This is a genomic window from Methylobacterium sp. 4-46 (assembly GCF_000019365.1).
In the GTDB taxonomy this organism is placed as follows: domain Bacteria; phylum Pseudomonadota; class Alphaproteobacteria; order Rhizobiales; family Beijerinckiaceae; genus Methylobacterium.
Genome location: NC_010511.1, coordinates 4020833 through 4045753 on the forward strand (window position 1 = coordinate 4020833; position 24921 = coordinate 4045753).

General features: G+C 73.6%; 20 protein-coding genes. 12 read left to right on the forward strand and 8 right to left on the reverse strand.

Annotated elements, in window-relative coordinates; genetic code table 11:
- The first annotated feature begins 2 nt into the window (after positions 1-2).
- The 3 genes from M446_RS17255 (at position 3) to M446_RS17265 (ending at position 3393) form a co-directional block, all read left to right on the forward strand.
- Positions 3-776 carry an ABC transporter permease gene (locus tag M446_RS17255; protein ID WP_012333386.1) on the forward strand — a complete coding sequence of 258 codons (774 nt, stop codon included), beginning with the start codon at positions 3-5 and terminating at the stop codon, positions 774-776.
- Between the two features lie 79 nt (positions 777-855).
- Positions 856-1911: an ABC transporter substrate-binding protein gene (locus M446_RS17260; protein WP_012333387.1), complete on the forward strand. Its 1056-nt coding sequence runs from the start codon at positions 856-858 to the stop codon at positions 1909-1911.
- Between the two features lie 6 nt (positions 1912-1917).
- On the forward strand, positions 1918-3393 hold the full coding sequence (locus tag M446_RS17265) for an amidohydrolase family protein (protein WP_012333388.1): 1476 nt from the start codon (positions 1918-1920) through the stop codon (positions 3391-3393).
- A 109-nt stretch (positions 3394-3502) separates the two neighbouring features.
- On the opposite strand, the gene M446_RS17270 is transcribed toward M446_RS17265, so the two are convergent.
- Together M446_RS17270 and M446_RS17275 are read right to left on the reverse strand one after the other, a co-directional pair.
- Positions 3503-4243 carry a GntR family transcriptional regulator gene (locus M446_RS17270; RefSeq protein WP_012333389.1) on the reverse strand — a complete coding sequence of 247 codons (741 nt, stop codon included), beginning with the start codon at positions 4241-4243 and terminating at the stop codon, positions 3503-3505.
- Positions 4244-6240: 1997 nt separating this feature from the next.
- The gene (locus M446_RS17275; protein WP_265576371.1) at positions 6241-6519 is read right to left on the reverse strand and encodes a hypothetical protein; all 279 of its coding nucleotides are present in this window, start codon (positions 6517-6519) and stop codon (positions 6241-6243) included.
- A 741-nt stretch (positions 6520-7260) separates the two neighbouring features.
- Here M446_RS17275 and M446_RS17280 point away from each other — a divergent pair.
- The 6 genes from M446_RS17280 (at position 7261) to M446_RS17305 (ending at position 14066) form a co-directional block, all read left to right on the forward strand.
- Positions 7261-8199, forward strand: coding sequence for a DMT family transporter (locus tag M446_RS17280; RefSeq protein ID WP_012333391.1), 939 nt, complete (start codon positions 7261-7263; stop codon positions 8197-8199).
- 148 nt (positions 8200-8347) lie between these two features.
- Positions 8348-9571: a peptidase T gene (pepT, locus tag M446_RS17285; protein ID WP_012333392.1), complete on the forward strand. Its 1224-nt coding sequence runs from the start codon at positions 8348-8350 to the stop codon at positions 9569-9571.
- 126 nt (positions 9572-9697) lie between these two features.
- A complete protein-coding gene (locus tag M446_RS17290) occupies positions 9698-10717 on the forward strand; it encodes an adenylate/guanylate cyclase domain-containing protein (RefSeq protein ID WP_012333393.1) in 1020 nt (339 codons plus the stop codon).
- Between the two features lie 27 nt (positions 10718-10744).
- Positions 10745-11881 (forward strand): FAD-dependent monooxygenase, encoded by a 1137-nt coding sequence (locus M446_RS17295; protein WP_012333394.1) that lies wholly within the window; start codon positions 10745-10747, stop codon positions 11879-11881.
- Positions 11882-12148: 267 nt separating this feature from the next.
- Positions 12149-13669, forward strand: a complete 1521-nt coding sequence (gene adh, locus M446_RS17300; RefSeq protein WP_012333395.1) for an aldehyde dehydrogenase — start codon at positions 12149-12151, stop codon at positions 13667-13669.
- Between the two features lie 109 nt (positions 13670-13778).
- Positions 13779-14066, forward strand: coding sequence for a hypothetical protein (locus tag M446_RS17305; RefSeq protein WP_012333396.1), 288 nt, complete (start codon positions 13779-13781; stop codon positions 14064-14066).
- A gap of 64 nt (positions 14067-14130) precedes the next feature.
- Here the strand turns inward: M446_RS17305 and M446_RS17310 are convergent, their stop codons facing one another.
- The 5 genes from M446_RS17310 to M446_RS17330 all read right to left on the reverse strand — a co-directional run bounded on the left by M446_RS17310 (position 14131) and on the right by M446_RS17330 (position 20740).
- A complete protein-coding gene (locus M446_RS17310) occupies positions 14131-15267 on the reverse strand; it encodes an FIST signal transduction protein (protein ID WP_012333397.1) in 1137 nt (378 codons plus the stop codon).
- Positions 15268-15418: 151 nt separating this feature from the next.
- Positions 15419-16381 (reverse strand): FAD:protein FMN transferase, encoded by a 963-nt coding sequence (locus M446_RS17315; protein ID WP_012333398.1) that lies wholly within the window; start codon positions 16379-16381, stop codon positions 15419-15421.
- On the reverse strand, positions 16378-18507 hold the full coding sequence (locus M446_RS17320; RefSeq protein WP_050777494.1) for a 4Fe-4S binding protein: 2130 nt from the start codon (positions 18505-18507) through the stop codon (positions 16378-16380). Before M446_RS17320 ends, M446_RS17315 begins: the two co-directional genes overlap by 4 nt.
- A gap of 50 nt (positions 18508-18557) precedes the next feature.
- Positions 18558-19532 carry a PQQ-dependent catabolism-associated beta-propeller protein gene (locus tag M446_RS17325; protein WP_012333400.1) on the reverse strand — a complete coding sequence of 325 codons (975 nt, stop codon included), beginning with the start codon at positions 19530-19532 and terminating at the stop codon, positions 18558-18560.
- Positions 19532-20740, reverse strand: coding sequence for an ABC transporter substrate-binding protein (locus tag M446_RS17330; RefSeq protein ID WP_012333401.1), 1209 nt, complete (start codon positions 20738-20740; stop codon positions 19532-19534). The genes M446_RS17325 and M446_RS17330 overlap by 1 nt, the downstream gene beginning before the upstream one ends.
- Positions 20741-21062: 322 nt before the next feature.
- On the opposite strand from M446_RS17330, the gene pedF reads away from it, so the two are divergent.
- From pedF to M446_RS17345, 3 genes are all read left to right on the forward strand, one after another.
- Entirely contained in the window at positions 21063-21497 is a 435-nt protein-coding gene (gene pedF / locus M446_RS17335) for a cytochrome c-550 PedF (RefSeq protein WP_012333402.1), read from the forward strand.
- Positions 21498-21505: 8 nt separating this feature from the next.
- Positions 21506-22363, forward strand: coding sequence for a substrate-binding periplasmic protein (locus tag M446_RS17340; protein ID WP_012333403.1), 858 nt, complete (start codon positions 21506-21508; stop codon positions 22361-22363).
- Positions 22364-22468: 105 nt separating this feature from the next.
- Positions 22469-24226 carry a PQQ-dependent methanol/ethanol family dehydrogenase gene (locus M446_RS17345; RefSeq protein WP_043701351.1) on the forward strand — a complete coding sequence of 586 codons (1758 nt, stop codon included), beginning with the start codon at positions 22469-22471 and terminating at the stop codon, positions 24224-24226.
- Between the two features lie 75 nt (positions 24227-24301).
- Here the strand turns inward: M446_RS17345 and M446_RS17350 are convergent, their stop codons facing one another.
- Positions 24302-24562: a hypothetical protein gene (locus M446_RS17350; RefSeq protein WP_012333405.1), complete on the reverse strand. Its 261-nt coding sequence runs from the start codon at positions 24560-24562 to the stop codon at positions 24302-24304.
- Positions 24563-24921: the final 359 nt, after the last annotated feature.

The following is a 24921-nucleotide window of genomic DNA, read 5'->3' on the forward strand; positions in this document are numbered from 1 at the left end:
CCATGCCGGCCCTCCGCCTGCGGCAGCGCGGTCTCGCGCTCCTGATGATCCTCGGCTTCTTCGCCGCCTGGGAGGTGCTGTGCGTTGCCCTCGGCGTGTCGGACCTCGTCCTGCCGCGCCCGAGCCAGATCCTCGCCACCTTGGTCGCCCGCGCGCCGGTGCTCTGGCCGCACATGCTCCAGACCCTCGGCACGACGATGCTCGGCTTCGTCCTCGGCGTGCTCACCGGCCTCGTCATCGGGGCGGTGATCGGCGTCTCGCGGCTCGCCTACGACACCGCCTACCCGCTGCTGATCGGCTTCTCGTCCATCCCCAAGGTCGCGGTGGTGCCGATCTTCGTGCTGTGGTTCGGCTCCGGCACCGTCCCGGCGGTGCTCACCTCGCTGGTGATCTGCTTCTTCCCGATCGTCGTGAACATCGCCACCGGCCTCGCCACCACGGAGCCGGAACTGGAGGACGTGCTGAAGGCGCTCGGCGCCTCGAAGCTCGACATCCTGTGGAACGTCGGCCTGCCGCGCACGATGCCGTTCTTCTTCGCCTCCCTGAAGGTGGCGGTGACCTACGCCTTCGTGGGCACGGTCCTGTCCGAGACCGTCGCGTCGAACCGCGGCATCGGCAACGTGATGATGGCCGCCTCCTCGAATTTCGACGTGCCGCTCGCCTTCGCGGGCCTGTTCATCCTCGCCGGCCTCGGCATCGCCCTCTACGCCGCCTTCTCGCTGGTGGAGGCGCGGGTAACCGGCTGGGCGACGCGCAAGCGCGAGATCGCGGTCTGAGCGGGGCGGGCCGCCGCGCCGCGGCCGGCCCCGCCACGGCAACACGGCGCCGGGGAGCGCCCAGAGGGGAGAGCCGACGATGATCCGACGTCTTGCCGCAATCCGGTATCTTGCCGCAATCCGATACTTTGCCGCCACGCTGGCCCTGTGCCTCGCCGCCGGGACGGCGCTGGCCGACACCACGATCAAGTTCACCCTCGGCTGGAAGACGCAGGGGAGCGACGCGGCCTTCTTCCTCGCCCGCGACAAGGGCTACTTCAAGGAGGAGGGGCTCAGCGTCGTCATCGATCAGGGCGAGGGCTCGGGCGCGACCGTGACCCGCATCATGGGCGGCGCCTACGATGCCGGCTTCGGCGACATGAACGCCATCATCCAGAACGCGGCGACCCGCCCGGCCGACGCGCCCGTGATGGTCTACATGCTGTGGAACCAGCCGCCCTTCGCGATCGTCTCGAAGGCGGCGAGCGGCATCCGCGGCCCCAAGGATCTCGAGGGCCGGACGCTCGGCGGCGCCCAGGGCACCCCGACCACCCGCATGCTGCCGGTCTTCGCCAAGACCAACGGCCTCGATCTCGCCAGGATCAAGGTCAGCAACATGGCCCCGAACCTTCAGGAGCCGATGCTGCTCCAGGGCCAGATCGACGCCGCGCTGGTCTTCACGATCACGAGCTACTTCAACCTCGTGCTCAACCGGCAGGATCCGGACAAGGATTTCAACTGGATCTCGTTCGGCGATCACGGGCTCGATCTGTACTCGAACGGGGTGATGGTGTCGCGCAAGCTGCTGAAGGAGAACCCGAAGGCGGTGGCCGGCCTCGTGCGGGCGATCAACCGGGCGGTGGTGGAGATCGGCCGGGACCAGGATCTCGGCATGCAGGCCGTCGTGGCCTTCGACAACCTCGTCAACGCCGCGGTCGAGAAGCGCCGGCTGCAATTCTCCTACGAGACGCTGATCGTCTCGCCCGAGATGAGGGAGATCGGGGTCGGCGACCTCAAGGACGACCGGCTCGCGCGCGCCATCGCCCTGGTGGCGGCGGGCTACGACCTGCCGCGCCGGCCCGAGCCGGCCGAGGTGTTCAGCCGCGGCTTCCTGCCGCCGCGGGCCGAGCGGAGCCTCGACTACGTGAAGAAGTGACGCGCCGTGCGGATCGCGGGCGACGCGCTGCTCGGGCCGGACCTCGCCGCGGCGCCGGCCCGGGCGATCCGCATCGCGGGCGACCGGATCGCGGCGATCGCCGCGATCGCGGCGGATGCGCCGGGCGCAGCCGTCGGGCCGGGCGGGGAGGGGGGCCCGGCAGTGCCGGGCCGGCGCCTGGTGATGCCGGCGCTGGTGAACGCCCACGACCACGCCCGGCCCCTGTCCCTGACCTCCTTCGGCGCGGCCTTCCTGCCCCTGGAGACGTGGCTGCCGCGCTCGGCCCTGGCGACCCCGCCGGACGCCTACCTCGCCGCAGCGGCGCCCCTCGCCCGGGCGGCGCGGGCCGGCTGCGCCGCCGTGATGGTGCACTACACCCGCCCGAGCGGCCGGCTCCCGCTCCTCGACGAGGCCCGGGAGGTGGCCCGCGCGGCCCGCGACGTCGGCGTTCGCATGACCTTCGCGCTCGCCGTGCGCGACCGGAATCCCCTCGTCTACGGAGCCTCGGACGAGGTGCTGGACGACCTCCCGGCGGGGACCCGCGCGGCGATCGAGGCGGCCTTCCTGCGGCCGGCCCCGTCCCCGGCGGAGTACGTCGCCCTCACGGAGGCGATCGCGGCGGCGATCGAGGGGCCGACCGTGGCGGTCCAGTTCGGGCCGGCGGGGGTGCAATGGTGCAGCCGGCCGCTCCTCGAAGCCGTCGCGGAGCGCTCCGCCCTGACGGGCCGGCGCGTGCACATGCACCTCCTCGAAACCGCCGCCCAGCGCGACTGGGCGCGGCGCGAATACCCCCAGGGGATCGTGCGCTTCCTCAAGGAGATCGGCCTCCTCTCGGCGCGCCTGACCCTCGCCCACTGCGTCCATGCCGATGCCGAGGAGCGGGCGCTGATCGCGGAGGCCGGGGCCATGATCGTCACGAACTTCAGCTCGAACCTGCACCTGCGCTCCGGGATCGCCCCCTTCCGCGAGGCGCGGGCCCAGGGCTGCCGGGTCTGCCTCGGCCTCGACGGCCTCGCCTTCGACGAGGACGACGACATGCTGCGCGAGCTGCGCCTCGTGCAGGCGGTCCATGGTCCCTGGGGCTTCGCGGATGCGGACGACCGCCGCCGGTTCCTCGCCGCCGTGATCGCGGAGGGCCGCGCCAGCCTCGGGGCGCCGGGCCCCGGCCTGCTGGAGGCGGGCGCGCCGGCCGACCTGATGGTGCTCGACCTCGACGCCCTCGACCGGGACGCGATCCTGCCGGTCGACCCCCTCGACCTCGTCTTCGCGCGCGCGACCGCCGCCCATGTCCGCGACGTGGTGGTGGCGGGCCGCCGCGTCGTCGCCGACGGGCGGGTGACCGGGATCGACCTCCCGGCCGCCGAGGCCGAGCTGCGGGCGCGCTACCGCCTCGCCGTGCCGCGGGATCCGCTGCTGCGGGCCTGGCCGCGCTACGAGCGGGCCCTGCGCGCCTGGTACGCGCGGCGCATCGGCTGCGCCTGATCCGGTCGATGGCTTCGCCATCTCCCATTTCGGCCATGCGGATGTCGGCGTCGCTCAGGCGCCGCGCGGGCTCGCGATCCGGGATCGCTTGGATCGAGCGGATCCCGGATCACTCCTGCGCGTAGCGGCGCAGGATCTCGCTCAGGTCGCGGCTGCGCGCCGGCGGGCCGATCAGGGCGCGGGAGACCACCGCCGAGAGGTGCCCGTCCATCACGGCGACCGCGCGGGCCTCGTCGCCCGCCTCGAGCGCCGCGATGATCTCCCGGTGCTCGTGCACGCCGCATTCCGAGGAGTGCGGGCGGCTGTAGAGGGTGAGCGTGAGGCCGCAGCGCCACGCCGCCTCCCCGACGTAGCGCGCCAGCACCTCGCTCCCGGTCATCTCGGCGAGCAGCACGTGGAACTCGGTGGCGAGCCGCACCGAGTGCGGCTCGGATCCTCCCCGGGCGGCGTCCTCGCGGTCGGCATGCTCCTTCAGCCGCGCCACCTGCTCGGGCGTCAGCCGGCCGGCGAGCCGGGCGATGACCAGGCGCTCCAGGGCGCGGCGGATGTCGAAGATGTCCCCCGCCTCCTCCCAGCGGGGCCGCGCCACCCGCGCGCCGCGGTTGCGGCGCATCTCCACCAGCCCCTCGGCCGCCAGCTGGTGCAGGGCGTTGCGCACGATGGTGCGGCTCACGCCGAAGCTCGCTCCGATCGCGTCCTCGGGCAGCTTCTCGCCGGGCTTGAGCGCCTGCTCGATGATCGCGCGCCGCAGCGCCGCGTAGATCGCCGCTCCCCGGTCGCCGGCCGCGGCCGGTCTGCCGCGCGGAAGCCGCACGATCCGGGCCGCCGCGCCCGTTCTCTTTCCCGTCACGCCGTTCTCCGGGCTGAGGGCCGCCCACCGCCATGATCCGGAAGCTCCGGCGGGTTTTCAAGGACGAAGCGGCCCGCCGCGCCCGGAGGATCGCTTCCCGCCGACGCTCTCCGCGCCGATCCGGGCGGGCGATGCCGGCCGGGGCGCGGACCCTGCCGCCCCGGTGCCGCGGCCGGTTGCCGGTCAGGGGAGGCCAGCCATGCGGCCGCGGCCGGCGGCGGGCGGAGCTGTCGCGATCCCGCTCGTCGGACCCGCGGCGGGGGCTGCGGTGGGTCGCCACCGAGACGGAGGCCGCCTTCGCTGCGCGGCGATCGCGCGGACGAGCTTTCACCGGATTTAACCCCAGGCGAACGAACCAACGCGTGACCAGGGTCATTCGAACAGGCAACGCAACCCGTCGCGCGTTGTCATGGACCAAGTCAAACCTTTCAAATTCGCGACCAGATGGACTGGCGACCCGGAGCAGGCGCAAGAGAAGCGCTTGAGCGGCAGGGATTCTTGCTTCCTCCACATTGACTCCATGAGCCGGTCGGTCGAGGCGCTGGCCGTCTCGCGCGAGCTCCTGGCGCGGCCGCTCTTCGATGTGCCGACGGGTCGCGTGGTGCGTCGCCCTTCTCTCGCCCCCCCCGAGGGCTGCCGCGATGGGGTGGCTGCGCAGCCGGCAGCTCCTCCACCTTTCCACCCAGACCGGGAGGCGAGCATGTCCCACGATGCGAGAAAGCCCGACCCTGAGGTGCCCCCAGCCTCGGATCCGACCGGGGCAGGGCCACCGCCTCCGGGGGCCAAAGTCCGCCCTGACGGCAAGGTCACCTCGGGGGTTGGAACCCCTCGGGCCAAAACTCAATCAGCATGACTTGTGATCCGGGATCCGGCTGATCACAGCGGATCCCGGATCACGAGCCCGCGCGGCGCCTGAGCGACGCCCACTTCCGCCATCCCGAAGGCATCGAGCGGATCGGGGAGGAGCGCGACGGCGACCGAGAGCGCTCCGGCCTCGGCCTCGGCAGGCCCACCGCCGTGCCGTCAGTGCCCGTCATCTGCATTCAGCCCCGGGGCTGGCGGCGGGAGACACACCATGGCGGCCTTCGATCCCGATCTGCCTGAGGTCTGTCCGCCGCCCTGACCGGGACATCGTGCGCGAGCATCACCAGCCCTCGCGCTGCTGCGCGCTTCCGGAGGGCTGTTGCTGCACGGACAAGCAGACGCGGGACGGTAAGCGCCAGATCATGGCTCTGCTTGCCTGGGCCGGGCCGGAGCCCCTGCCACGCCCGGCCGCCCGTCGCGGCCCGAGCGCGACGGGAGAGCCGGCTGGCTGGCGACGTGGCCTGATCAGCAGATCTCAGGCCCGCCGCGCCGGCGGGATGGCCGTCCGGATCGCCTTTCGCCTCCGGCCCTCAGGTCTGATCCGCATACGGAGGAACCTCGACGAGCGTTCCGATCAAGCGAAGCAAGGCTTGCTGTTCCGGCTTGCCCGTTCCGTCCGCCAAGAAAGCTCCCAGCTCGATATGACTGCGCTTTCCTCCGGAGGGCCCGTTAGGCTGGTGAATGATGAATGCCCTGCCGTTCTGCGGCTCTCGGCCAAGGTACCAAGTGTCCCCGCTCGGGCTTCGGTAGAGTTCTCGGCGTTCCGACATCAGAAGTGCCTCCTGGCTGGTCCCGAGCGTATGCCAGCCGGCGTCGGATCGCGAGGGAACGGCAGGGGAACGGCCGCGGCGCGCGCGGCTCCACGAGGCGGATCGAGACGCTGCCGGATCGGAGCAAGAGGATGGCAGGGACGGCGCGCGCCGTTCACCCGGCGGGGTTCTTCGGCCGGTCGGACGCGGCCTGCGCGCCCGTCCGTCGAAGTCTTCCAGCCACTCCTCGCAGCCGAGCGGGCAGGGGCACGCATCTCGGGGCTCGCCACGCTGGCGGGCCCGGGCCCCTTCCGCGGGGCGATCGGGCAGGGAGCCCAAGGATCGGGACCGCTGGTCCGCATGCATGCGCTCGACGCGCGCAAGCTACCGGGAGCTCATCGACCCTCGGTCGAGGCTTCTGTCCCGTCCCGCCTCCGGCGCAAGGACGTGCGGGTCGCGCGTGACCAGAGCGCCGGCAGCGGCCGACATTTGCAGCGCTTTGATCCGCAACGCGCGGCCCACGCCGCTGATCGCCTCAGCCCTGGAGGCATTCCCGCAGCCATGCAACTGCCGGGCGATGTCGGCGCACTCGCCGGCAAGGGCGTTACCGAGCGCCGCGGCCTCGACCAGGGCAGCGTGCAAGTCGCGAACGTTCTCGTCCATCAGCGCCACCAAGCCCGCGGGATCGCGCCCCGGTGGCCAACGCTTGAACTCCCACACCCGGGTCCGATGATGTCTCCCCACCGTCCGCCTCAACGCGTGGCGACGGCGCAGACCGGCGGCTCCGGAGCCCCTTCCTGCCGCGCCGAGCGGGCCGCTGGCGGCTGTTCTCTTCGCATAAGGGAACGCGTCGACGCTCTACGGACGGCGTCGACCACGCCTCAGCGCCGCCCATCCTCGACGAGCGAGATCAGCGAGACTGAACCACACGAGGATGACGCCCAGTCGCAGAAGCCTCCGCCAGCGCGGCGCCTGCGATGGCGTGGGAAGATCGGTCGGCACGTGGGGGTACCTCTGTGCCGCACTCCGCGTGCCCTCCATCCGTAACACCGAGATCACCGGAAACCTAATGCGCAGCCCCCGGCACATTCCGCGCAGCGTGACCGTGTGCGAGCCCAGCCGATCGGCCTCGGGCCCGAACGCGTCCCCGGAGCGATGGTGGTCCTCCGGGGTGGTTGCCCACTCGTCAGGCCGGAAGCCGGGGCAGGGCGGCTGGCCGGGCGAGAGGCCGGCCAGGCCGCGGGACCACGCGCGGAGGGTGGGGCGAGGGACGCGGACTCGGACCTTGCGGCACGGTCGCGGCGCGGCCGACCGGGGGCGAGCCCAGGTAGCGGATGCCCACGCCTTGGCCTATCGCCTTGTTCCCTGGCCCATCCGGCGGCCGGAGGGCGAACGAGAACGGCCATGCGTGAATCCTGGCGCCCGAAATCCGGGGTTTCCGGCGGAAGAGACGGCGCCTTTCGGGCCTACGCGCTCCTCACGCTCACCGCCCTGATCTGGGCCGGCAACGCCGTGGCGAGCAAGTGGGCGGTGGGCGAGGTCTCGCCGCTCGCGCTGACCAGCCTGCGCTGGCTCGTCGCCTGCGCGGTCCTGGCGCCCTTCGCGGCCCGGCGGGTCGCCCGCGAGTGGCGCCTGCTGCGCCCGGCCTGGCTGCGCATCCTGCTGATGGGCGGCTGCGGCTTCACGGTCTTCAACGCCCTGTTCTACGCGGCGGGCGCCGCCACCACGGTCACCAACATGGCCCTGTTCCAGGGCGCGATGCCGGTCGTGGTGCTGGCCTGCAGCTTCCTCGCCTACCGCACGCCCGTCACGCGCATCCAGGTGCTCGGCGTCCTCGTGACCTCCCTGGGCGTGGTCGTCGCGGCGACGCACGGCGACCTCGCGGTGCTGCGCACCTTCGCGTTCAACCGGGGCGACCTGCTCCTGCTCCTCGCCTGCCTGCTCTACGGCGGCTACACGGTCGCGCTGCGGGCGCGGCCGGCCGTGTCGGGGGCGACCTTCTTCGCCGCGCTGGCCCTCGCCGCCCTGCTCACCTCGTTGCCGCTCCTCCTCGCCGAGTGGGTGGCCGGGCGCCTGATCTGGCCGAGCGCCGCGGGCTGGGCGATCATCGCCTTCGTCGGGCTGGGGCCGTCGCTGATCTCGCAGCTCTTCTTCATGCGCGGCGTCGAGCTGATCGGGCCGAACCGGGCGGGCATCTTCGTGAACCTCGTCCCGGTCTTCGGGGCGGCGCTGGCCGTCACCGTGGCCGGGGAGCCGTTCCGGCTCGACAACGCCGTCGCCCTCGCCCTCGTCCTCGGCGGCATCGTCATCGCCGAGCGGCTGGGGCGCGGCCGCGGGGCGTGAGCCCCGGGGACGGCATCGCCGCCCCCCGCCCGGCACGGGTCCGGCGCCTTCGGGCCTCAGCGGTGGCAATGGTCGCCACCGCTGAGGCCCGAAGGCGCGCCGAAGCGGTTATGCTCCCGGGCGCCCGCCCGGGCCGAGAGGAGCAACGATGAGCATTCGCGCGCAGCTGGTCGAGCGGTTCTTCCGCTATGTCGCGGTTCCGAGCCAGAGCGACGCCGCCGCGGCGACGCTGCCGAGCACGCCGGGCCAGCGCGACCTCGCGGCCCTGCTGGCCGCGGAGCTGCGCGAGATCGGGCTCGCGCGGGTGACCCTCGACGACGCCGCCATCGTGACGGCGCTGAAGCCCGGCACCCGGCCGGGCGCCCCGCGGATCGGCTTCGTCGCGCATCTCGACACGGTCGATGTCGGGCTCTCCCCGGTGATCCGCCCGCAGGTGCTGCGCTTCGACGGCCGCGACCTCTGCCTGAATGCCGAGCGGGACATCTGGCTGCGCGCCGCGGAGCACCCGGAGATCCTGCCCTGGCGGGGCCAGGACGTGATCGTCGGCGACGGCACCAGCGTGCTGGGGGCCGACAACAAGGCCGCCATCGCGGTGATGATGACGCTGCTGGCGACGCTGGGCCCGGCGGACGCGCACGGCGACATCCTCGTCGCCTTCGTGCCCGACGAGGAGATCGGGCTGCGCGGCGCCAAGGCCCTCGACCTCGCGCGGTTCGCCTGCGATTTCGCCTACACGATCGATTGCTGCGAGGTGGGCGAGGTCGTGCTGGAGACCTTCAACGCCGCCAACGGCGAGGTCGTGTTCACCGGGGTCAGCGCCCACCCGATGGCGGCCAAGGGCGTGATGGTCAACCCGCTGCTGATGTCGCAGGACTTCATCGCGCAGTTCGACCGGGCAGAGACGCCCGAGCGCACCGCGGGCCGCGAGGGCTATTACTGGTTCAGCGGGATGGTGGCGAACGACAGCGAGGCGCGGCTCCAGGTCCGGATCCGGGACTTCGACCGGGACGCCTTCGCGGCCCGCAAGGCGCGGGTGGAGCGGGAGGCCGCCCGCGTCGCCGCCCGCTACCCGACCGGCCGCGTGGCCTGCCGCCTGGACGACGTGTACGGCAACATCCGGGACTCGCTCGGGGACGACCGGCGGGCGGTGGACCTGCTGTTCTCCGCGCTGGCGGCGCTGGAGATCACCCCGAAGCTGATCCCGATGCGCGGCGGCACCGACGGGTCGGCCCTCTCGGCGCGGGGCGTGCCGACGCCGAACTTCTTCACCGGCGCCTGCAATTTCCACTCGCGGTTCGAGTTCCTGCCGGTTCCCGCCTTCGAGGCCTCCTTCAAGGTCGCGCGCACGATCTGCCGGCTCGCGGCCGCCTGAGGGCCCCGGCGGCCCTGGATCGGCCCGCATCCCACCCCGGCCTCGCGCGGCGTCGGACATGAACTCGCGCGCCGGGTGATGTATCGGGAGCGCGCTGCGCCCGCGGCGCGACCCGACAGGAGCCCGATGCCCTCGTCCCGACCCGGCTTCTGGATCGCCGCGCCCGCGCTGGGGGCGCTGGCGGGCCTCGCCTACGCGGCCCTCTCGGGCACCGGCCCGCTCTCGGAGCCGGCGCTCCGGGGCGCCCTGATCGGGTCGCCGATCCTGTTCTACGAGCGCGGGCTGCTGCTCGCGGCCTGGCGCGACCGGGTCCGCCGGGCCGCCACGCCCCTCTTCGCCGCGGCCACGGTCGCGACCTACGTGGCGATGATCGTCCTCGGCAACGCGGCCGCCGGGACGCTGCTGCACCACGTCTTCGGCCTGATACCGAGCGCCCGCGCCGCCATGATGATGTCGCGGACCGGCTTCCTCTACGCGCTCGCGATCTCGGTGCTGATCGCCTTCGTGTTCCGCGTCCGCGACCTGATCGGCCCGCGGGTCTTCGCCAACCTGCTGATCGGCCGCTACCACCGGCCGATCAGCGAGGAGCGCATCTTCCTGTTCCTCGACGTGTCCGGCTCGACGCGCTTCGCCGAGGAGCGCGGCGACCTCGCGGCGCAGCAATATCTCGGCGAGATCTTCAGCGCGCTCGCCCTGCCGGTCCATCGCTCGCGCGGCTCGATCGACGACTATGTCGGGGACATGGCCCTGGTGAGCTGGACCCTGGCGCAGGGCAGCCGCGACGCCGCCTGCCTGCGCTGCGTCTTCGATTTCGCCGCCCGCCTCGCCGCGGACGCCGCCTCCTGGGAGTCGCGGTTCGGTCAGGTGCCGGGCTTCCGCGCGGCCCTGCATTGCGGCTCGGTCGTCACCGCCGAGATCGGCCTGGAGCGGCACAAGATCGCGTATTTCGGCGACACCCTGAACACGACGAGCCGCCTCGAGGCGCTCGCCAAGGAGCTCGGGGTCACGGTGCTGGTCTCCGGCGACCTGCTCGACCGGCTCGGCCCGCTCCCGCCCGACCTCCTGGCCGAGGATCTCGGCGCGCATGCCCTGCGCGGCCGCCACGAGCCGCTCCGGGTCGCCTGCGTGCGCGCCCGGCCGGCGTGAGGCCGCGGATCCGAGAAAGGCACCCCGATGAACCCTGAGACGGCGGACCGAGTCCTGATCGGCGGCGGCGGCATCGCGGGCCTCGCCGTCGCGCGGGCCCTGCACCGGCGCGGCATCCCCTCGCTCACCCTGGAGCGGCGGGACGAGCCGGCCGCGGCCGGGCTCGCCATCAACCTGCCGGGCAACGCGGTCCAGGCCCTGGACGCGCTCGGCCTCGGGGAGGAGCTGCGCGGTCTCGGCCAGCCCCTGGCGCGGCGCGAGTACCGCGACGCGGCGGACCGCCTGATCTTCCGCGTCGACGAGGAGGCGTTCTGGGGCGCGCGGGCGCGGCCCCGCTGCCTGCGGCGCGCCGACCTCCTGCGCGTGCTGCGGCGCGGCCTGCCGGAGGAGGCGGTGCGGCAGGGGCGCGGCCTCGCGGCGGTCCGGCAGGATCCGGGCGGCGTCGCGGCGGTGCTGAGCGACGGCACGGCCGAGACGGGCGGCCTCCTGGTCGGGGCGGACGGCGTGCACTCGACCGTCCGCCGCGCCGTGTTCGGGGGCGCGGCCCCCGAGGCGGCGCGACTCGCCGGGGCGAGCTGGCGCTTCATGATCCCCAATCCGGGGGTCGAGGCCTGGACGCTCTGGAGCGGAGGCGGCGGCCTCTTCCTGCTCATCCCGGTCGACCGGGACGAGGCCTACGGCTGGGTCGCGGTGACCGGCGCCGCGCCGGCGGGCGACGCCCTCGGATCCGTCGCGCCCGTCTTCGCCCGCTTTCCCCGGCGGGTGCGCGAGGCGCTCGCGGCCGCGCTCGCGCGGCCGTCCTCCCTCCATCACTCGCCGCTGGAGGAGGTGCGCGCGCCGCGCTGGCACGCCGGCCGGGTGCTGCTGGCGGGGGATGCGGCGCACGCGACCGCGCCGGTCTGGGCGCAGGGGGCCGCCCTCGCCCTGGAGGACGCGCTGGTCCTGGCGCGGGTGCTGGACCGCCCGGCGGCGGCGTGGGGCGAGGCCGGCGCCGCCTACGAGCGGCTGCGGCGCCCCCGCGTGGCCCACGTGCAGGCCATGACCGACCGGATGTCGCGCGCGGCCCGGATGCCGGACCTGGCGAGGCGCCTGCTCCTGCCCTTCCTCGGGCCGCGCAGCTACCGGGCGACCTATGGGCCCCTGCGCCGGCCGGTCACCGGCTGAGCGCCGCCGCGCGGCTGTCGCAACCTGCGACAGCCGCAACAGCTGTCGCAGGTTCGGCCGCGCGACCGCCCCCGACCCGGCCGGGACCCAACCCGGGTCTTGCCCGGCACGCTCCCCGCATGACCCCGCGGCCGTGAAGCATTGCCAGGGACTTACCGCGTCGCAAGATCCGGCGGCGGGGCGGCGGCGGCGGCCTGGCACGCGGGCTGCTCAGGACAGGACGGCTCGCCCCGCACCCGACGAGGGCGACGATCCTGGGAGGACACCATGAACAAGCCGGAATTCCTGCGCGGCCAGACCGCCTCGCCGTTCGCGGCGCGCTACGACAACTTCATCGGCGGGCAGTGGGTGGCGCCGGCGGCGGGCCGCTACTTCGAGAACACGTCGCCGCTCACCGGGCGGCTGATCTGCGAGGTCGCCCGCTCCGACGCCCAGGACATCGAGCGCGCCCTCGACGCCGCCCACGCCGCCAAGGACGCCTGGGCCCGCACCGCCCCCGCCGAGCGCGCCCGCATCCTCACCAGGATGGCCGACCGCATGGAGGACAACCTCGACCTGCTGGCGCTGGCCGAGACCTGGGACAACGGCAAGCCGATCCGCGAGACCACCCACGCCGACATCCCGCTGGCCATCGACCATTTCCGCTACTTCGCCGGCTGCGTGCGCGCCCAGGAGGGCTCGCTCTCCGAGATCGACCACGACACCGTCGCCTACCACTTCCACGAGCCGCTCGGCGTGGTCGGCCAGATCATCCCGTGGAACTTCCCCATCCTGATGGCGGTCTGGAAGCTCGCCCCGGCCCTGGCGGCCGGCAACTGCGTGGTGCTCAAGCCCGCCGAGCAGACCCCGGCCTCGGTCCTGGTCCTGGCCGAGATCATCGGCGACCTGCTGCCGGCCGGCGTGCTCAACATCGTCAACGGCTTCGGCCTGGAGGCGGGCAAGCCGCTGGCCTCCTCGCCGCGCATCGCCAAGATCGCCTTCACGGGCGAGACCTCGACCGGGCGGCTGATCATGCAGTACGCCAGCCAGAACCTGATCCCGGTGACGCTGGAGCTGGGGGGCAAGTCGCCCAACATCTTCTTTGAGGACGTGATGGCGCGGGACGACGCGTTCCTGGACAAGGCGCTGGAGGGCTTCGCGATGTTCGCCCTCAACCAGGGCGAGGTCTGCACCTGCCCGAGCCGGGCGCTGGTGCAGGAATCGATCTACGAGCGCTTCATCGAGAAGGCGGTGGCGCGGGTGGAGGCGATCCGGCAGGGCTCGCCGCTCGACCCGGCCACGATGATCGGCGCCCAGGCCTCGGGCGAGCAGCTGGCCAAGATCCTGTCCTACATCGACATCGGCCGCCAGGAGGGGGCGCAGCTGCTGACCGGCGGCGAGCGGGCGGTGCTGGCGGGCGAGTTCGCCGAGGGCTTCTACTTGAAGCCGACGGTGTTCCGGGGCCACAACCGGATGCGGATCTTCCAGGAGGAGATCTTCGGGCCGGTGCTGTCGGTGACGACGTTCAAGGACGAGGCCGAGGCGCTGGCGATCGCCAACGACACGCTCTACGGGCTGGGCGCCGGGGTGTGGACGCGGGACGGGACGCGGGCCTACCGCTTCGGGCGGGAGATCCAGGCCGGCCGGGTGTGGACGAACTGCTACCACGCCTACCCGGCCCACGCGGCCTTCGGGGGCTACAAGCAGTCGGGCATCGGGCGCGAGACCCACAAGATGATGCTCGACCACTACCAGCAGACCAAGAACCTCCTGGTCAGCTACTCGCCCAAGGCCCTCGGCTTCTTCTGAGACCCCGCTCCCCCGCCGGCCTTCGGGCCGGCGGGGATTTCGGGGAGCCGCGCGCCCGCGCGGCTCCCCCCTTCCACGCCTTGGCAATTCCTCTCAGGTGAGCGCACCGATGGCGTTCCGGCCGAGCAATCCCTCCATCCCGACGAAACTCGAGCGCAAGGCCCTCCGCGCGCTGCTGCACGCGGAATGGGCGTCCATCGCGCAGGTCTATTCCGGCCCCAAGACCCACGCCGACCTCGTGGCGAAGGGCTGGATGGAGTACCTGCCCGGGTCCACCGACCGGGTGCGGATCACCGGCCCGGGGCGGGCCGCCTACAACCGCCCGATCCCGGCCCGCGGCCAGCGCCGCCTCGACCGGCCGGCGGAGGGCGGGGCCTTCGCGATCCCGGGGCTCTGACGGCCGACGGCCCTTCGGGCGGGTCCATCAGCCACTCGGCCGGGGGGCGCCGCCCCGCGCCCCGTCACATCCGGCCGATCGCGATCCCCGTGAAGGTCTGGTTGAGGTGGGTCGATCGGTACTGCTCCCCGAACGTCTCGAAGCCGACCACACCGTACTTCCGATAGAGTTCCGAGATCGGGTGTCGGATCTGGTGCATCTCGGCGTCGAGCCGGCGCAGCACGCACTCGAAGCCGATCACGAGGTCGAGGCCGCCCAGGCGCGCGTCGAGGTCGACCAGAGCCTCCTCGGTCGAGGCCAGGAGGTCGCGCTGGCGCGCCAGGGTCAGCACCACCCCCTCGTCGATCGCGCAGAACAGGCCGAGCGAGCCGTCCGGGTTGAGGCGGCGGATCGCGCGGCAGAAATAGTCGCCCCCCACCCGCACCACCAGCGGGTGGGTCGCGAAGGTCATCGGCGAGAGCTCGCCCGGGCGCAGGCCGACCGCGCGCGCGTACTCGGCGGCCGCCGGCTCGGCGTTGAGCTCCCGCACCGTGCGGTTGGCCGCGTCGGTCTCGGTCACCACGAACTTCACCGGCGTCGGCTCGAAATTGTCGATCTTGAAGATCTCGACCGGGTAGGTCGTCTCCACGACCGCCACCACGGCGGCGTTGCGGTACGCCTGCCCGTCGTGGATCAGCGCGGTGCGCGAGAAGGTCAGGGCGTCGCCGGCCGAACCGCCCACCAGGGGGATGGCGTCGAGGCCCCAGGCCACCGCGGAGATGACCCTCTCCTCCGCGTGGGTGCGGCCGTCGATCAGCGACAGGGCGAAGCGGTGCAGCGGGACGGGGGCGGCCTGGCCGAGCCGCGCGCGCAGCCCACGCATCGCCGCGACCGTCGCCTCCCCGTCGAGGCAATCGATGCCGGTGAGGACCGTCGAGACCACGCGGAAGCCCTCGCGCGGGAAGGCGACGGCGACGAGACCCCGCTCCAGGCCGCCCGCGGCGCAGATCTCTCCCGAGGCGGTGCAGCCCGCGACCCCGATGCCCGGAAACCGGGTCCGCAGCGCCTCGGCCAGGGCGGCGGCGTCGTATTCCGCGGAGAAGAACACCAGGAGGTGGCCGACCTCGTCCCGGTCGAGGGCGGCGGCGATGGCCTCGGCCGCCTGCGCGGCCCCGTCCGCCTCGGTCCACGCCGTCTGCACGCCGCAGGCATGCGCCCGCATCGGTCGTCCCGTGCCCACCAGGCCCCTCCCTGACGGAACCGGCCCGGGCCGATCCCCGCCGCGCGCCGGCCCGTCGGCCGCGCCGCTTCCGGCTTCGCCACAGGCTGCGCGAGAACGGCGGCCGCCGCAAGCCGGGCATGATCAGTTAAAATCAGATCTTTGCAATGAAATGTCCTGAACAACCGGAGTAACGGGCGAGCAGGGCCCGGGCCCCCGTCTCGCCCAGGACCATCGCGGCGGTCGACAGCCCGTCCGCCAGCAATCCCGACGGGGCCAGGACGGTGACCGAGGCGAGGTCGGGGGGCGAGGCGCGGGTGGCCGGATCGACGATGTGGTGGTGGCGGAAATCCGGCGTGAAGGCGGTGGCGTAGTCGCCCGAGGTCGCGGCGAAGCCCGCGAAGGGCGCGACCGTCGCCGCGAGGGTGCGGGCGCGCCGCGGATGGGCGATCCCGAGCCGCCACGCCGACCCGTCCGCCCGGTGGCCGGCCGCGCCCAGCTCGCCCGTGTCGATGAGGGCGTCCCGCACGCCGCGGCGCGCCAGGGCCGCCATCACCCGGTCGGCGGCGTAGCCCTGGGCGATCCCGTTCAGCGTCAGGGCCGCGCCCGGCCGGAGCAGGCGCAGGCTGTGCCCGTCGATCCGGACCTCGCGCCAGTCGACGAGGGCGCCGGCCCGCGCGAGGGCGGCGGGGGTCGGGCGCGCCCCGCGCGCCGCCGCCTCGGCCCAGGCCTGCCAGAGCGGCTGCACGGTCGGGTCGAAGGCCCCCGCGCTCGCCGCCGCGAGGTCGAGGGCGAAGCGCGCGAGCGCGAGCAGGTGCGGGTCGGCCCCGTCGAGCCGGCCCTCCCGGTTGAGCCGCGACAGGGCGCTGTCGGCGCGAAACAGGCTCGCGGCGCGCTCCACCGCCCGGATCTCCGCGAAGCCCTCGGCGAGGGCCGCCTCGAGGGCGGCCGCGTCCGGCCCCGCGAGCGTGAGAGACACGGTGGTCCCGAAGGCGAGCCCGGCCCGGCTCGCGGTGCGCAGCCCCCGCGCCCGGGCGAGGGCGAGGAGGCCGGCCCCGCCGAGCCCCGCGAGGGCCCCGGCGGCGCCGACGAGGAGGCGGCGCCGGCCCGGCCTCACGCCGTCTCGGCCGGGGCCGGCCGGGGCCGCGCCGGGTGCTTGTGGCCCGGGTACTTGCGGGCCGGATGCTTGCGCGCCAGGATCGCCGGCACGCATTGCCGGGGATCCTGGATGATCGTGACGCAGTCCATGCACTGGAAGCACTCCGCGTAGTCGATGCGGCCGCTCGGCGCGATGGCGCCGTAGCGGCAGCGCACGCGGCAGAGCTGGCAGGGGCTGCCGCATTCGGGCCGGCGCGGGATCCAGTCGAGGAGCCGCAGGCGGCCGAGCAGCGCGAGGCCCGCGCCGAGCGGGCACAGGTAGCGGCAGAAACCCTTGTAGACGAAGAGGTTGAGGAGCAGGAGGGCGGCCGCGTAGGCGCAGAAGGGCGCGCCCCGGACGAAGCCGAGCGTGATCGCGGTCTTGAACGGCTCGGCCTCGGCCAGGGCATCCGCCAGGGGGGCCGAGAGGGCGGCGCTCGCCAGGATGGCGGCGAGGAGGAGGTGCTTGAGCCGGCGCAGCGCCCGGTCCGCGGCGGGGCCCGGGACGCGCGGGCGCAGGCGCAGGGGACGGGCGGCGGCGGCCGCGAGTTCCTGCAGCGCCCCGAAGGGGCACAGCCAGCCGCAGAAGGTGCCGCGGCCCCAGACCGCGAGCGTCGCCAGGGCGAAGCCCCACAGGAGGAGCGAGGGCGGGTCGTAGAGGAGGAAGCTGAGGTCGCCCGTGACCGTCGCGGCGCGCACGAGGCCGATCAGGGTGACGACCGAGAGCTGCGCCTGCGCCACCCAGCCGATCACCACGAGGGTGAAGGCGAGGTAGGCGAGGCGGAAGGCCGCGAAGGGCCGGGGACGGGCCGCGAGGCCGCGCGGGCGCGCGAGCACGGCGACCAGGAGGGCGAGGGCGGCGCCGATCAGCGCGAGGTCCGCCGCCCGCGCTCGCCACGGCTCGGTCCAGGTCGCGGGTTCCTCCGGCGCCTCCCGGACGAAGAGGTCGGGCGGCAGGGCGTAGTCGGCGGCGACCTCCCGGGTCGCGCGCTCGGGGAAGATCTGGCCCTTCTCGCGGGTGATCCGCAGGGTCAGGCTCCAGGGCGCCGAGGGGTCGAAGCCCGCCTCGGGGGCGATCCTCAGGATCGACCAGGGCCCCTCCGGCATGCCGGGCGGTCCGGCGCCGCGGCGCTCGATGGCGAGGTCGCGGGCGGTCACCCCGAGCCCGCGCTGGCCGAGGCCGAAGCGCTCCGGGATCGCGCCGAGCACGAAGTCCTCGCCGAGCGCGCTCCAGGCCCCGGCCGACAGGACCAGGACCGCGTGGGCGCCGGGGCCGATCTCGGCCATCAGCGCCGCGTGCCGCGCCTCGCCGAGCAGCGCGCGGCCGATGGTCGGCAGGTTGAGATAGGCGAGGTAGATCTCCGCGAAGGGCGCGTCGGGCGCGGCCGGCGCCGGGCCCTCGAAGCCCGATCCCGCGAAGGCCGCCTCGACGGCCCGGTGCGTGGGCGCGAAGCGCCGCACGAAGCCGCGGGCGAGGAGCGCGTCCCAGGTCAGGCTCTCGACGGGGCCGGGCCGCGCCTCGACGCGCAGGGCCGCGCTCTGGCCGGCGCCGAAGCCGAGCTTGGCGCGCGCCACGGCGAGGGAGGCGGCGAGCAGCGATTCGTTGATGACCCGGGTCGAGGCGGTCGCCATCGACACCCCGTCCACCGTGGAGGCGGGCGGGGCGCCGTTGGCCCGCGCGTTGGCGCGCCCGACCCGGATCGGCCGCCGGGCCGACATCCCCCCATATTGCGCGACGAAGGCGAAGAGCGGCCCCTCGCCGAGCCCTTCCAGGAAGACCGGCTCGCGGTGCGAGAGCACCCGCACGTCCCGGAAGCTGCCGTCGGGCGCCAGCGCGACCAGCAGGTTCGGCGGCGTGCCGCCGAAGCCCGGGATCGGCGCGAGGTCGGCCGATTCGTACGCGTAGGCGAAGACGTCGTAGCGGCCCGCCTCCTGCTTGAGGATCGGCCAGACCGGCAGGGCGTCGTCGCGCTCGCCGACCACGAGGGGAGGGGGGAAGAGCCGCTCCAGCCCGGCCCGGTCGAGGGTGCCGGCCCCGGCCGCGGCGGGGAGCCAGAGGGCGAGCAGCGGGGCGAGGAGGCGGATGGCGCGCCGCGCCGCCCTCACGGCCCGTGCGGGCCACGGCGGCGCCAGGGGGAGGCCGGCTGAGCCCCCCCTCACGGCGCGGCCCCGGTCGGGCGCACGGCGGCGCCCCAGGGATAGCGCCCGACCTTGACGCTGCGCAGGGCCCGGCGGGTCGCCACGTCGATCACCGTCACGTCGCCCGAGACGCCGTTGGTGGTGAACAGGCGGCCCTCTTCCTGCGTGAGCGCGAGGTGCCAGACCCGGCGCCCGACCAGGATGAAGCCCAGCACCTCGAAGGTCGCGGCGTCCACCACCGCCACGCGGTCGGCCGCGCCGAGCGCCACGAAGGCGAGGCGCCCGTCGCGGGTGAGCCGGATCCCGACCGGCTGGATCCGGTCCGGCGCCACGCCCCTGATCTCGAACCCGATCGTGCGGCGGACCCGGCGGGTCCCGACGTCGATCACCGCCACCGTGCCGCCGACCTCCGAGGAGACCCAGAGCGTCGCGCCGTCCGCCGTGAAGGCGGCGTAGCGGGGCCGCTGGCCGACCGGGGTGGCGTCGACGGCGCGCAGCGTCGCCGCGTCGATCCAGTGGACCATGTTGGTGGTCTCCGAGGTCGTGACCGCGAGGGTCCCGTCCGGGCTCACCGCCATGCCCTCCGGCTCGATGCCGACGTCGATCTGGGCCAGCACCCGGCGCTCGGCCGCGTCCACCACCGTCGTGGTGGCGTTCTCCTCGTTGGCGATGAAGAGGCGGCGCCCGTCCGGGTGCAGGGCGAACTGCTCCGGGTCCTGGCCGGAGGGCAGGTTGTCGAGGAGCCGGCCGGTCTCGGGGTCGATCACCTGGACGGCGTCGGAATCGCTCGCGCAGACGAAGAGGCGGCGCCCGTCCCGCGAGAAGGCCACCCCGCGCGGCCGGCGCCCGACCGCGAAGGTGCGGACCACCTCGAGGCGCTCCGAATCGATCACCGAGACGGTGTTGTCGCGCTCGTTGGTGACGAAGACCTCCGCCCCGGGCGCCGCGCCCGCCCAGAGCAGCGCGAGGAGGCCTGCCGCGCGCCGCCGCATCAGCTGCCGCGCCGCGGGTCGCGCATCGCCCGGCAGGCGCTCTCGGGCTGGTCGAGGCCGAGCGTGTCGAGTTCGGTGCGCTGGTGGAGGAAGCCCGCGAGCGGCGCCGTCGCCGCGACGGCGCCGGGCCAGAGCAGGAAGACCGGCTGGCGCAACTCGCCGCTCCAGGGCCGGAAGCTCAACGCCCGCCCCTTGAAGCCGCCGAGTTCGAAGCGCCCGGACAGGAGCAGGTCGGCGATCGCGTCGGGATCGGCGCTGCGCAGTTGCGCGGCCGCCTCGCCGACCGCGTGCACGGCGAGCCAGCCCGCGTAATCGACCGCGTCCATCGGCCGGCCCGCGAGCTTGCGGAAGCGGGTCTGGAGCTGGGCCGCCGCCCAGGCCTCGACCGGCCGGCCCCAGGCCGTCGGGGTGAGCCCGTGCGTGCCGACGACGGGCCGCGGCGAGGCCGTGTTGTAGACGAGGCTCGCCCCGAAGGCGCCCGCCTCGTCGGCCACCGCCACCACGTCGTGCTCGGGCCCGCGCGAGGCGAGCGCCAGTTCCTGCGCGGCGGAATCGCGGATGTCGGCCCCCTGCGGGTCGAAGCGCGCCTCCGCCACCACCCGGGCCCCGAACTTGCGGGCGCTGCGGCGCAGGGACTCGGCGTAGAGCGCGTCCGCCGGGGCGGGCCCGGACAGGAGGAGGAGCCGGGTCCAGCGCTTGGCGACCAGGAACTGCACCAGGGCGTCGGTCAGCATCGCCCGGGAGGGCAGCAGGTGCAGCACCCGCGCCCGGCAATCCTGGTCGCGCAGGCGCGTGTCGGCGGCGCCGATGTTGAGGAAGACCGTGCCTCCCGCCGCCTCCGCGTCGGCCAGCGCCAGGAGGTCGCCCGCCGGGGCGTTCACGACCACGAAGCGCGGCGCCTGCGCGGCGAGGATGCGCGAGAGCGCCGCGCGGATGTCCTCGCCCGGCCCGACCACGGTGCTGTTCAGGGAGAAGCCCAGGCCCACGAAGCGCCCCGTCGCCTGCGCGTCGCGCAGACCGAGTTCGGCGCCGCGCAGACCCTGGTCCTCGGGGACCGGCTCCTCGTTGTTGAGCGGGACCGGGCGGTCCACCCGGCGCTCCAGGTAGTGGACGGCCACCACGGCCTGCGCGGCGGCGAGGCCCGTGGACAGGAAGGCGACGGCCCCCGCCAGCAGCAGGCGCGCCGCGCGAAGGCCGGTGCCTCGCATCGCTGCATCTCCTCGCGGCGGTCGTGCCGCCTCGTGCCCCGCAGGATAGGCCGCCCGGCCCAGACGAGCCACTTGGACCAAAGGTTAAACACTGAATTGTACCAAAGGTTGAGCAGTCTAGATTGCTATTGATTTGGTACATGAAAGCATTATGGTCGCAGCCAGGCCGCTTTGTCGGCCGGATGAAGACATCCAGCGTGCAGAACTGAGAATCAAGTGCGGTCCCGCCCGGCGCTCCCGGAGCGGCCGAGGACGGGCCGAAGCATGCGATCACGCTCCGTGGTCGCCGGGGATGAACTCACCAAGGAAGAGGTTGAGACCGATGCGGATTCCGCCGATCGCCCGCCGCACCCTGCTGGCCGCGGCCCTCGCGGCCGCGAGCGCAAGCGTCGTCCACGGCCACGGGGACGTGCAGCCGCAGCCGGTGGACACCAAGGGCCTGCCGGCGCTCGGGCCGGACCTGCTCGCCGAGAACCCCTACCGGGGCAATCCCAAGGCCGTGGAGATCGGCTACTCGGGCTACACCCAGAACTGCGCCCGCTGCCACGGCCTGGAGGTGATCTCCGGCGGCCTCGCGCCCGACCTGCGCAGGCTCGAGACGGGCAGCGAGGGCGATGCGTGGTTCATGGAGCGGATCCAGAACGGCGCCATGATCAACGGCACCTACAAGATGCCGCCGTTCCGGGACGCGCTCTCGCAGGAGGCGATGTGGGCGATCCGCTCCTACATCGAGTCCCGCCACGTGAACGAGGGGTGAGCGGGGCGATGCGCCGCCTCGTCCTCCTCGCCGCCCTGTCCGCCGCCCAGTCCGCCGCCCTGGCGGCGCCGGCCGCCGCCCGCCCCCTCGACGACGTGGTCGCCTCGGGCACGCTGCGGGTCGCGGTCTACCGCGAGAACGCCCCCTTCTCGGATGACGGCGCGGCCGGGCCCGCGGGGATCGAGGTCGACCTCGCCCGCCGGATCGCCGAGCGCCTCAAGGTCGCCCTCGACCTGCGCCTCGTCGAGGCGGGCGAGAGCGTCGACGGCGACTTCCGCCTGAACCTCTGGCGCGGCGACCTCGCCGGCTCGGCCCTGGCCGACCTGATGCTGCACGTGCCCACCGACCGGCAACTCGCGCTGCGCAACGAGCAGGTCTTCTTCACCGTGCCCTATTGCGAGCAGCGCGTCGCCTTCGCGTATCGCCGGGACAGGCTGGAGGCCTTCGATTCCCTGGCAGCGAGCGAGGCCAACCCGGTCGCCGTCGAGGGGACCAGCGCCGCAGACACGCTGCTGATGCTGGCCGAGGGCGGGCAGCTGCGCGCCCATATCCGCCACTTCCGCAGCTTCGCGGCGGCGGCGACGGCCTTCCTCGCCGGGGAGGCCCCGGTGCTCGGCGGCACGCGGGCGGCGATCGAGGGGGCCCTGCGCGCGGCCGGCCCGAAGGCCGAGGGCGTCGCCGTCACCGAACTCTCCGTGCCGGGGCCGGTGCGCACCCGCTGGGAGATCGGCGCCGCCGTGCGCCAGGATTCCCGCGACCTCGCCTACGCGGTCGGCGACGCGCTGGCCGCCCTCGCGGCGAGCGGGGAGATGCAGGCGCTGTTCGCCCGGCACGGCGTCACCTTCACGCCCCCGTCCGGCGACTGACCGGAGGGAGGGGGCACGGGCGGCCGCCGCGGCGGCCGCCGCCCAAGCTTCACTCGCCCTGCGCACGAGAACGGGCGGCAGGGTCTCGCGGAGGAGGACACGTCCATGAGATTGCGTACGACTTTGTGTGCGTCGGCGGGGGCGCTCGCGCTGATGCTCGGCGCCGCCCGGGCCGAGGGCGTGACGGACCATGACATCGCCAACGACGCCAAGACCCCGGGCGACGTCGTCACCTACGGGCTCGGCCTGCAGGGCCAGCGCTACAGCCCCCTCAAGGCCCTGACCCGGGACACGATCAAGGGCCTCGTCCCGGCCTACTCGTTCTCGTTCGGCGGCGAGAAGCAGCGCGGCCAGGAGAGCCAGGCGCTGGTGCACGACGGCGTGATCTACGTGACCGGCTCCTACAGCCGCGCCTTCGCCATCAACGCCCGCACGGGCGAGAAGATCTGGGAGTACAACGCCCGCCTGCCGGAGGGCATCCTGCCCTGCTGCGACGTCGTCAACCGCGGCGGCGCGCTCTACAAGGACCGGTTCTACTTCGGCACCCTCGACGCCAAGCTGGTGGCGCTCGACGCCAGGACCGGCAAGGTGATCTGGCGCAAGGACATCGACGATTACAAGGCCGGCTACTCCTTCACGGCGGCGCCGATGATCGTGAAGGGCAAGATCATCACGGGCGTCTCGGGCGGCGAGTTCGGCGTGGTCGGCCGGGTCGAGGCGCGCGACGCCGAGACCGGCGAACTCGTCTGGTCGCGGCCGGTGATCGAGGGCCACGTCGGCACCCTCCACGGCAAGCCCTCGACCATGACCGGCAAGGTCAACGAGAGCTGGCCGGGCGACACCTGGAAGTTCGGCGGCGGCGCGACCTGGCTCGGCGGCACCTACGACGCCGAGACCAACCTGATCTACTACGGCACCGGCAATCCCGGCCCGTGGAACAGCGCGACGCGGCCGGGCGACAACAAGTGGTCGTCGTCGCGGCTGGCGATCAACCCGGATACCGGCGAGATCGTCTGGGGCTTCCAGACCACCCCGCACGACGGCTGGGACTACGACGGCGTCAACGAGTTCATCCCCTTCGACCTGCACAAGGACGGCAAGGTGGTGAAGGCGGGGGCGACCGCCGATCGCAACGGCTTCTTCTACGTGCTCGACCGCGCGAACGGGACGTTCCTGAGCGCGATGCCGTTCGTGGCGAAGATCAGCTGGGCCAAGGGCATCGACGGCGACGGGCGGCCGATCTACGACCCGGCCTTCCGCCCCTCCGACCCGTCGCAGTCGCAGGACGGCAAGAAGGGCAGCACGGTCTTCGCCGTCCCGAGCTTCCTCGGCGGCAAGAACTGGATGCCGATGGCTTACAGCCCGGACACCAAGCTGTTCTACGTGCCCTCGAACGAGTGGGGCATGGACCTGTGGAACGAGCCGGTGGCCTACAAGAAGGGCGCCGCCTATCTGGGCGCCGGCTTCACCATCAGGCCGGTCTTCGAGGACCATATCGGCTCGCTCAAGGCGATCGATCCGGCGACCCAGAAGGTAGTGTGGGAGTACAAGAACAAGGCGCCGCTGTGGGGCGGCGTGCTGACCACGGGCGGCGACCTCGTCTTCACCGGCACGCCGGAGGGCTACCTCAAGGCCTTCGACGCGAAGACCGGCGAGGAGGTCTGGAAGTTCCAGCTCGGCACCGGGGTCGTGTCCTCGCCGATCACCTGGGAGCAGGACGGCGAGCAGTGGATCGGCGTCGCGGCGGGCTGGGGCGGCGCGGTGCCGCTCTGGGGCGGCGAGGTGGCGAAGTCCACGGCCGGCATCACCCAGGGCGCGAGCTTCTGGGCCTTCCGCCTGCCCAAGCAGCTCGCCGCGCGCTGAGGCCGTGGCGGGAGCCGGCCGGGCGGCCGGCTCCTCCGCCGCGCGGGAGCAGCGATCCCGCGCGGCCGAACGCGCTCACCGCGCGACGACGGGTCCCGGATAGACGACCCGCACCGCGCGCCGCGGCTCGCCGGAGGGCATCGCCTTGGGCCCGGCCGCGCGCGGTGCGGCGACCGGGCGGCTCACCGCGGCCGGCGCCGAGGGTGACGAGATGGCCGGCTCGGGGGCGAGGGTCAGGCCGGCCAGCAGCGCCGTCACGGCACCGACGGCCCCGAGCAGCCCGATCGAGATCGCCGAGCGGCTCGGGCCGGGAATCGTGAGGGCGATGCGGGTCATGGAAGCCTCCCAGGGCCACATTGGAATTGTACCGTTTGCAATAGACATCTAATATTTCGTGCACAAGGTTTCCCGGCGACCTAGGCCGTTGGGCCGAGCGCCCAACCGGATCGCGCCCTGGAGCAGAGGCTGCCATCCGCTCCCTTTGGTTGCGGGGCGTCGTTTTCATGACTTCTTGGTTGTAGGGCTCCTTGGCTAATCGCCGGGAGAGCGATCGCGACGGCGACCGAGGCGGCGAGTCCGCCAGGCTACTCCAGGACCCGCTCGCGGAGGAGCGAGCTCACGGAACGTCGGCGGGACAGCATCGCAAAGCAGATCCCTTGTCCGTCGGCCGACGAGATCGATCGATCCCGGTCACT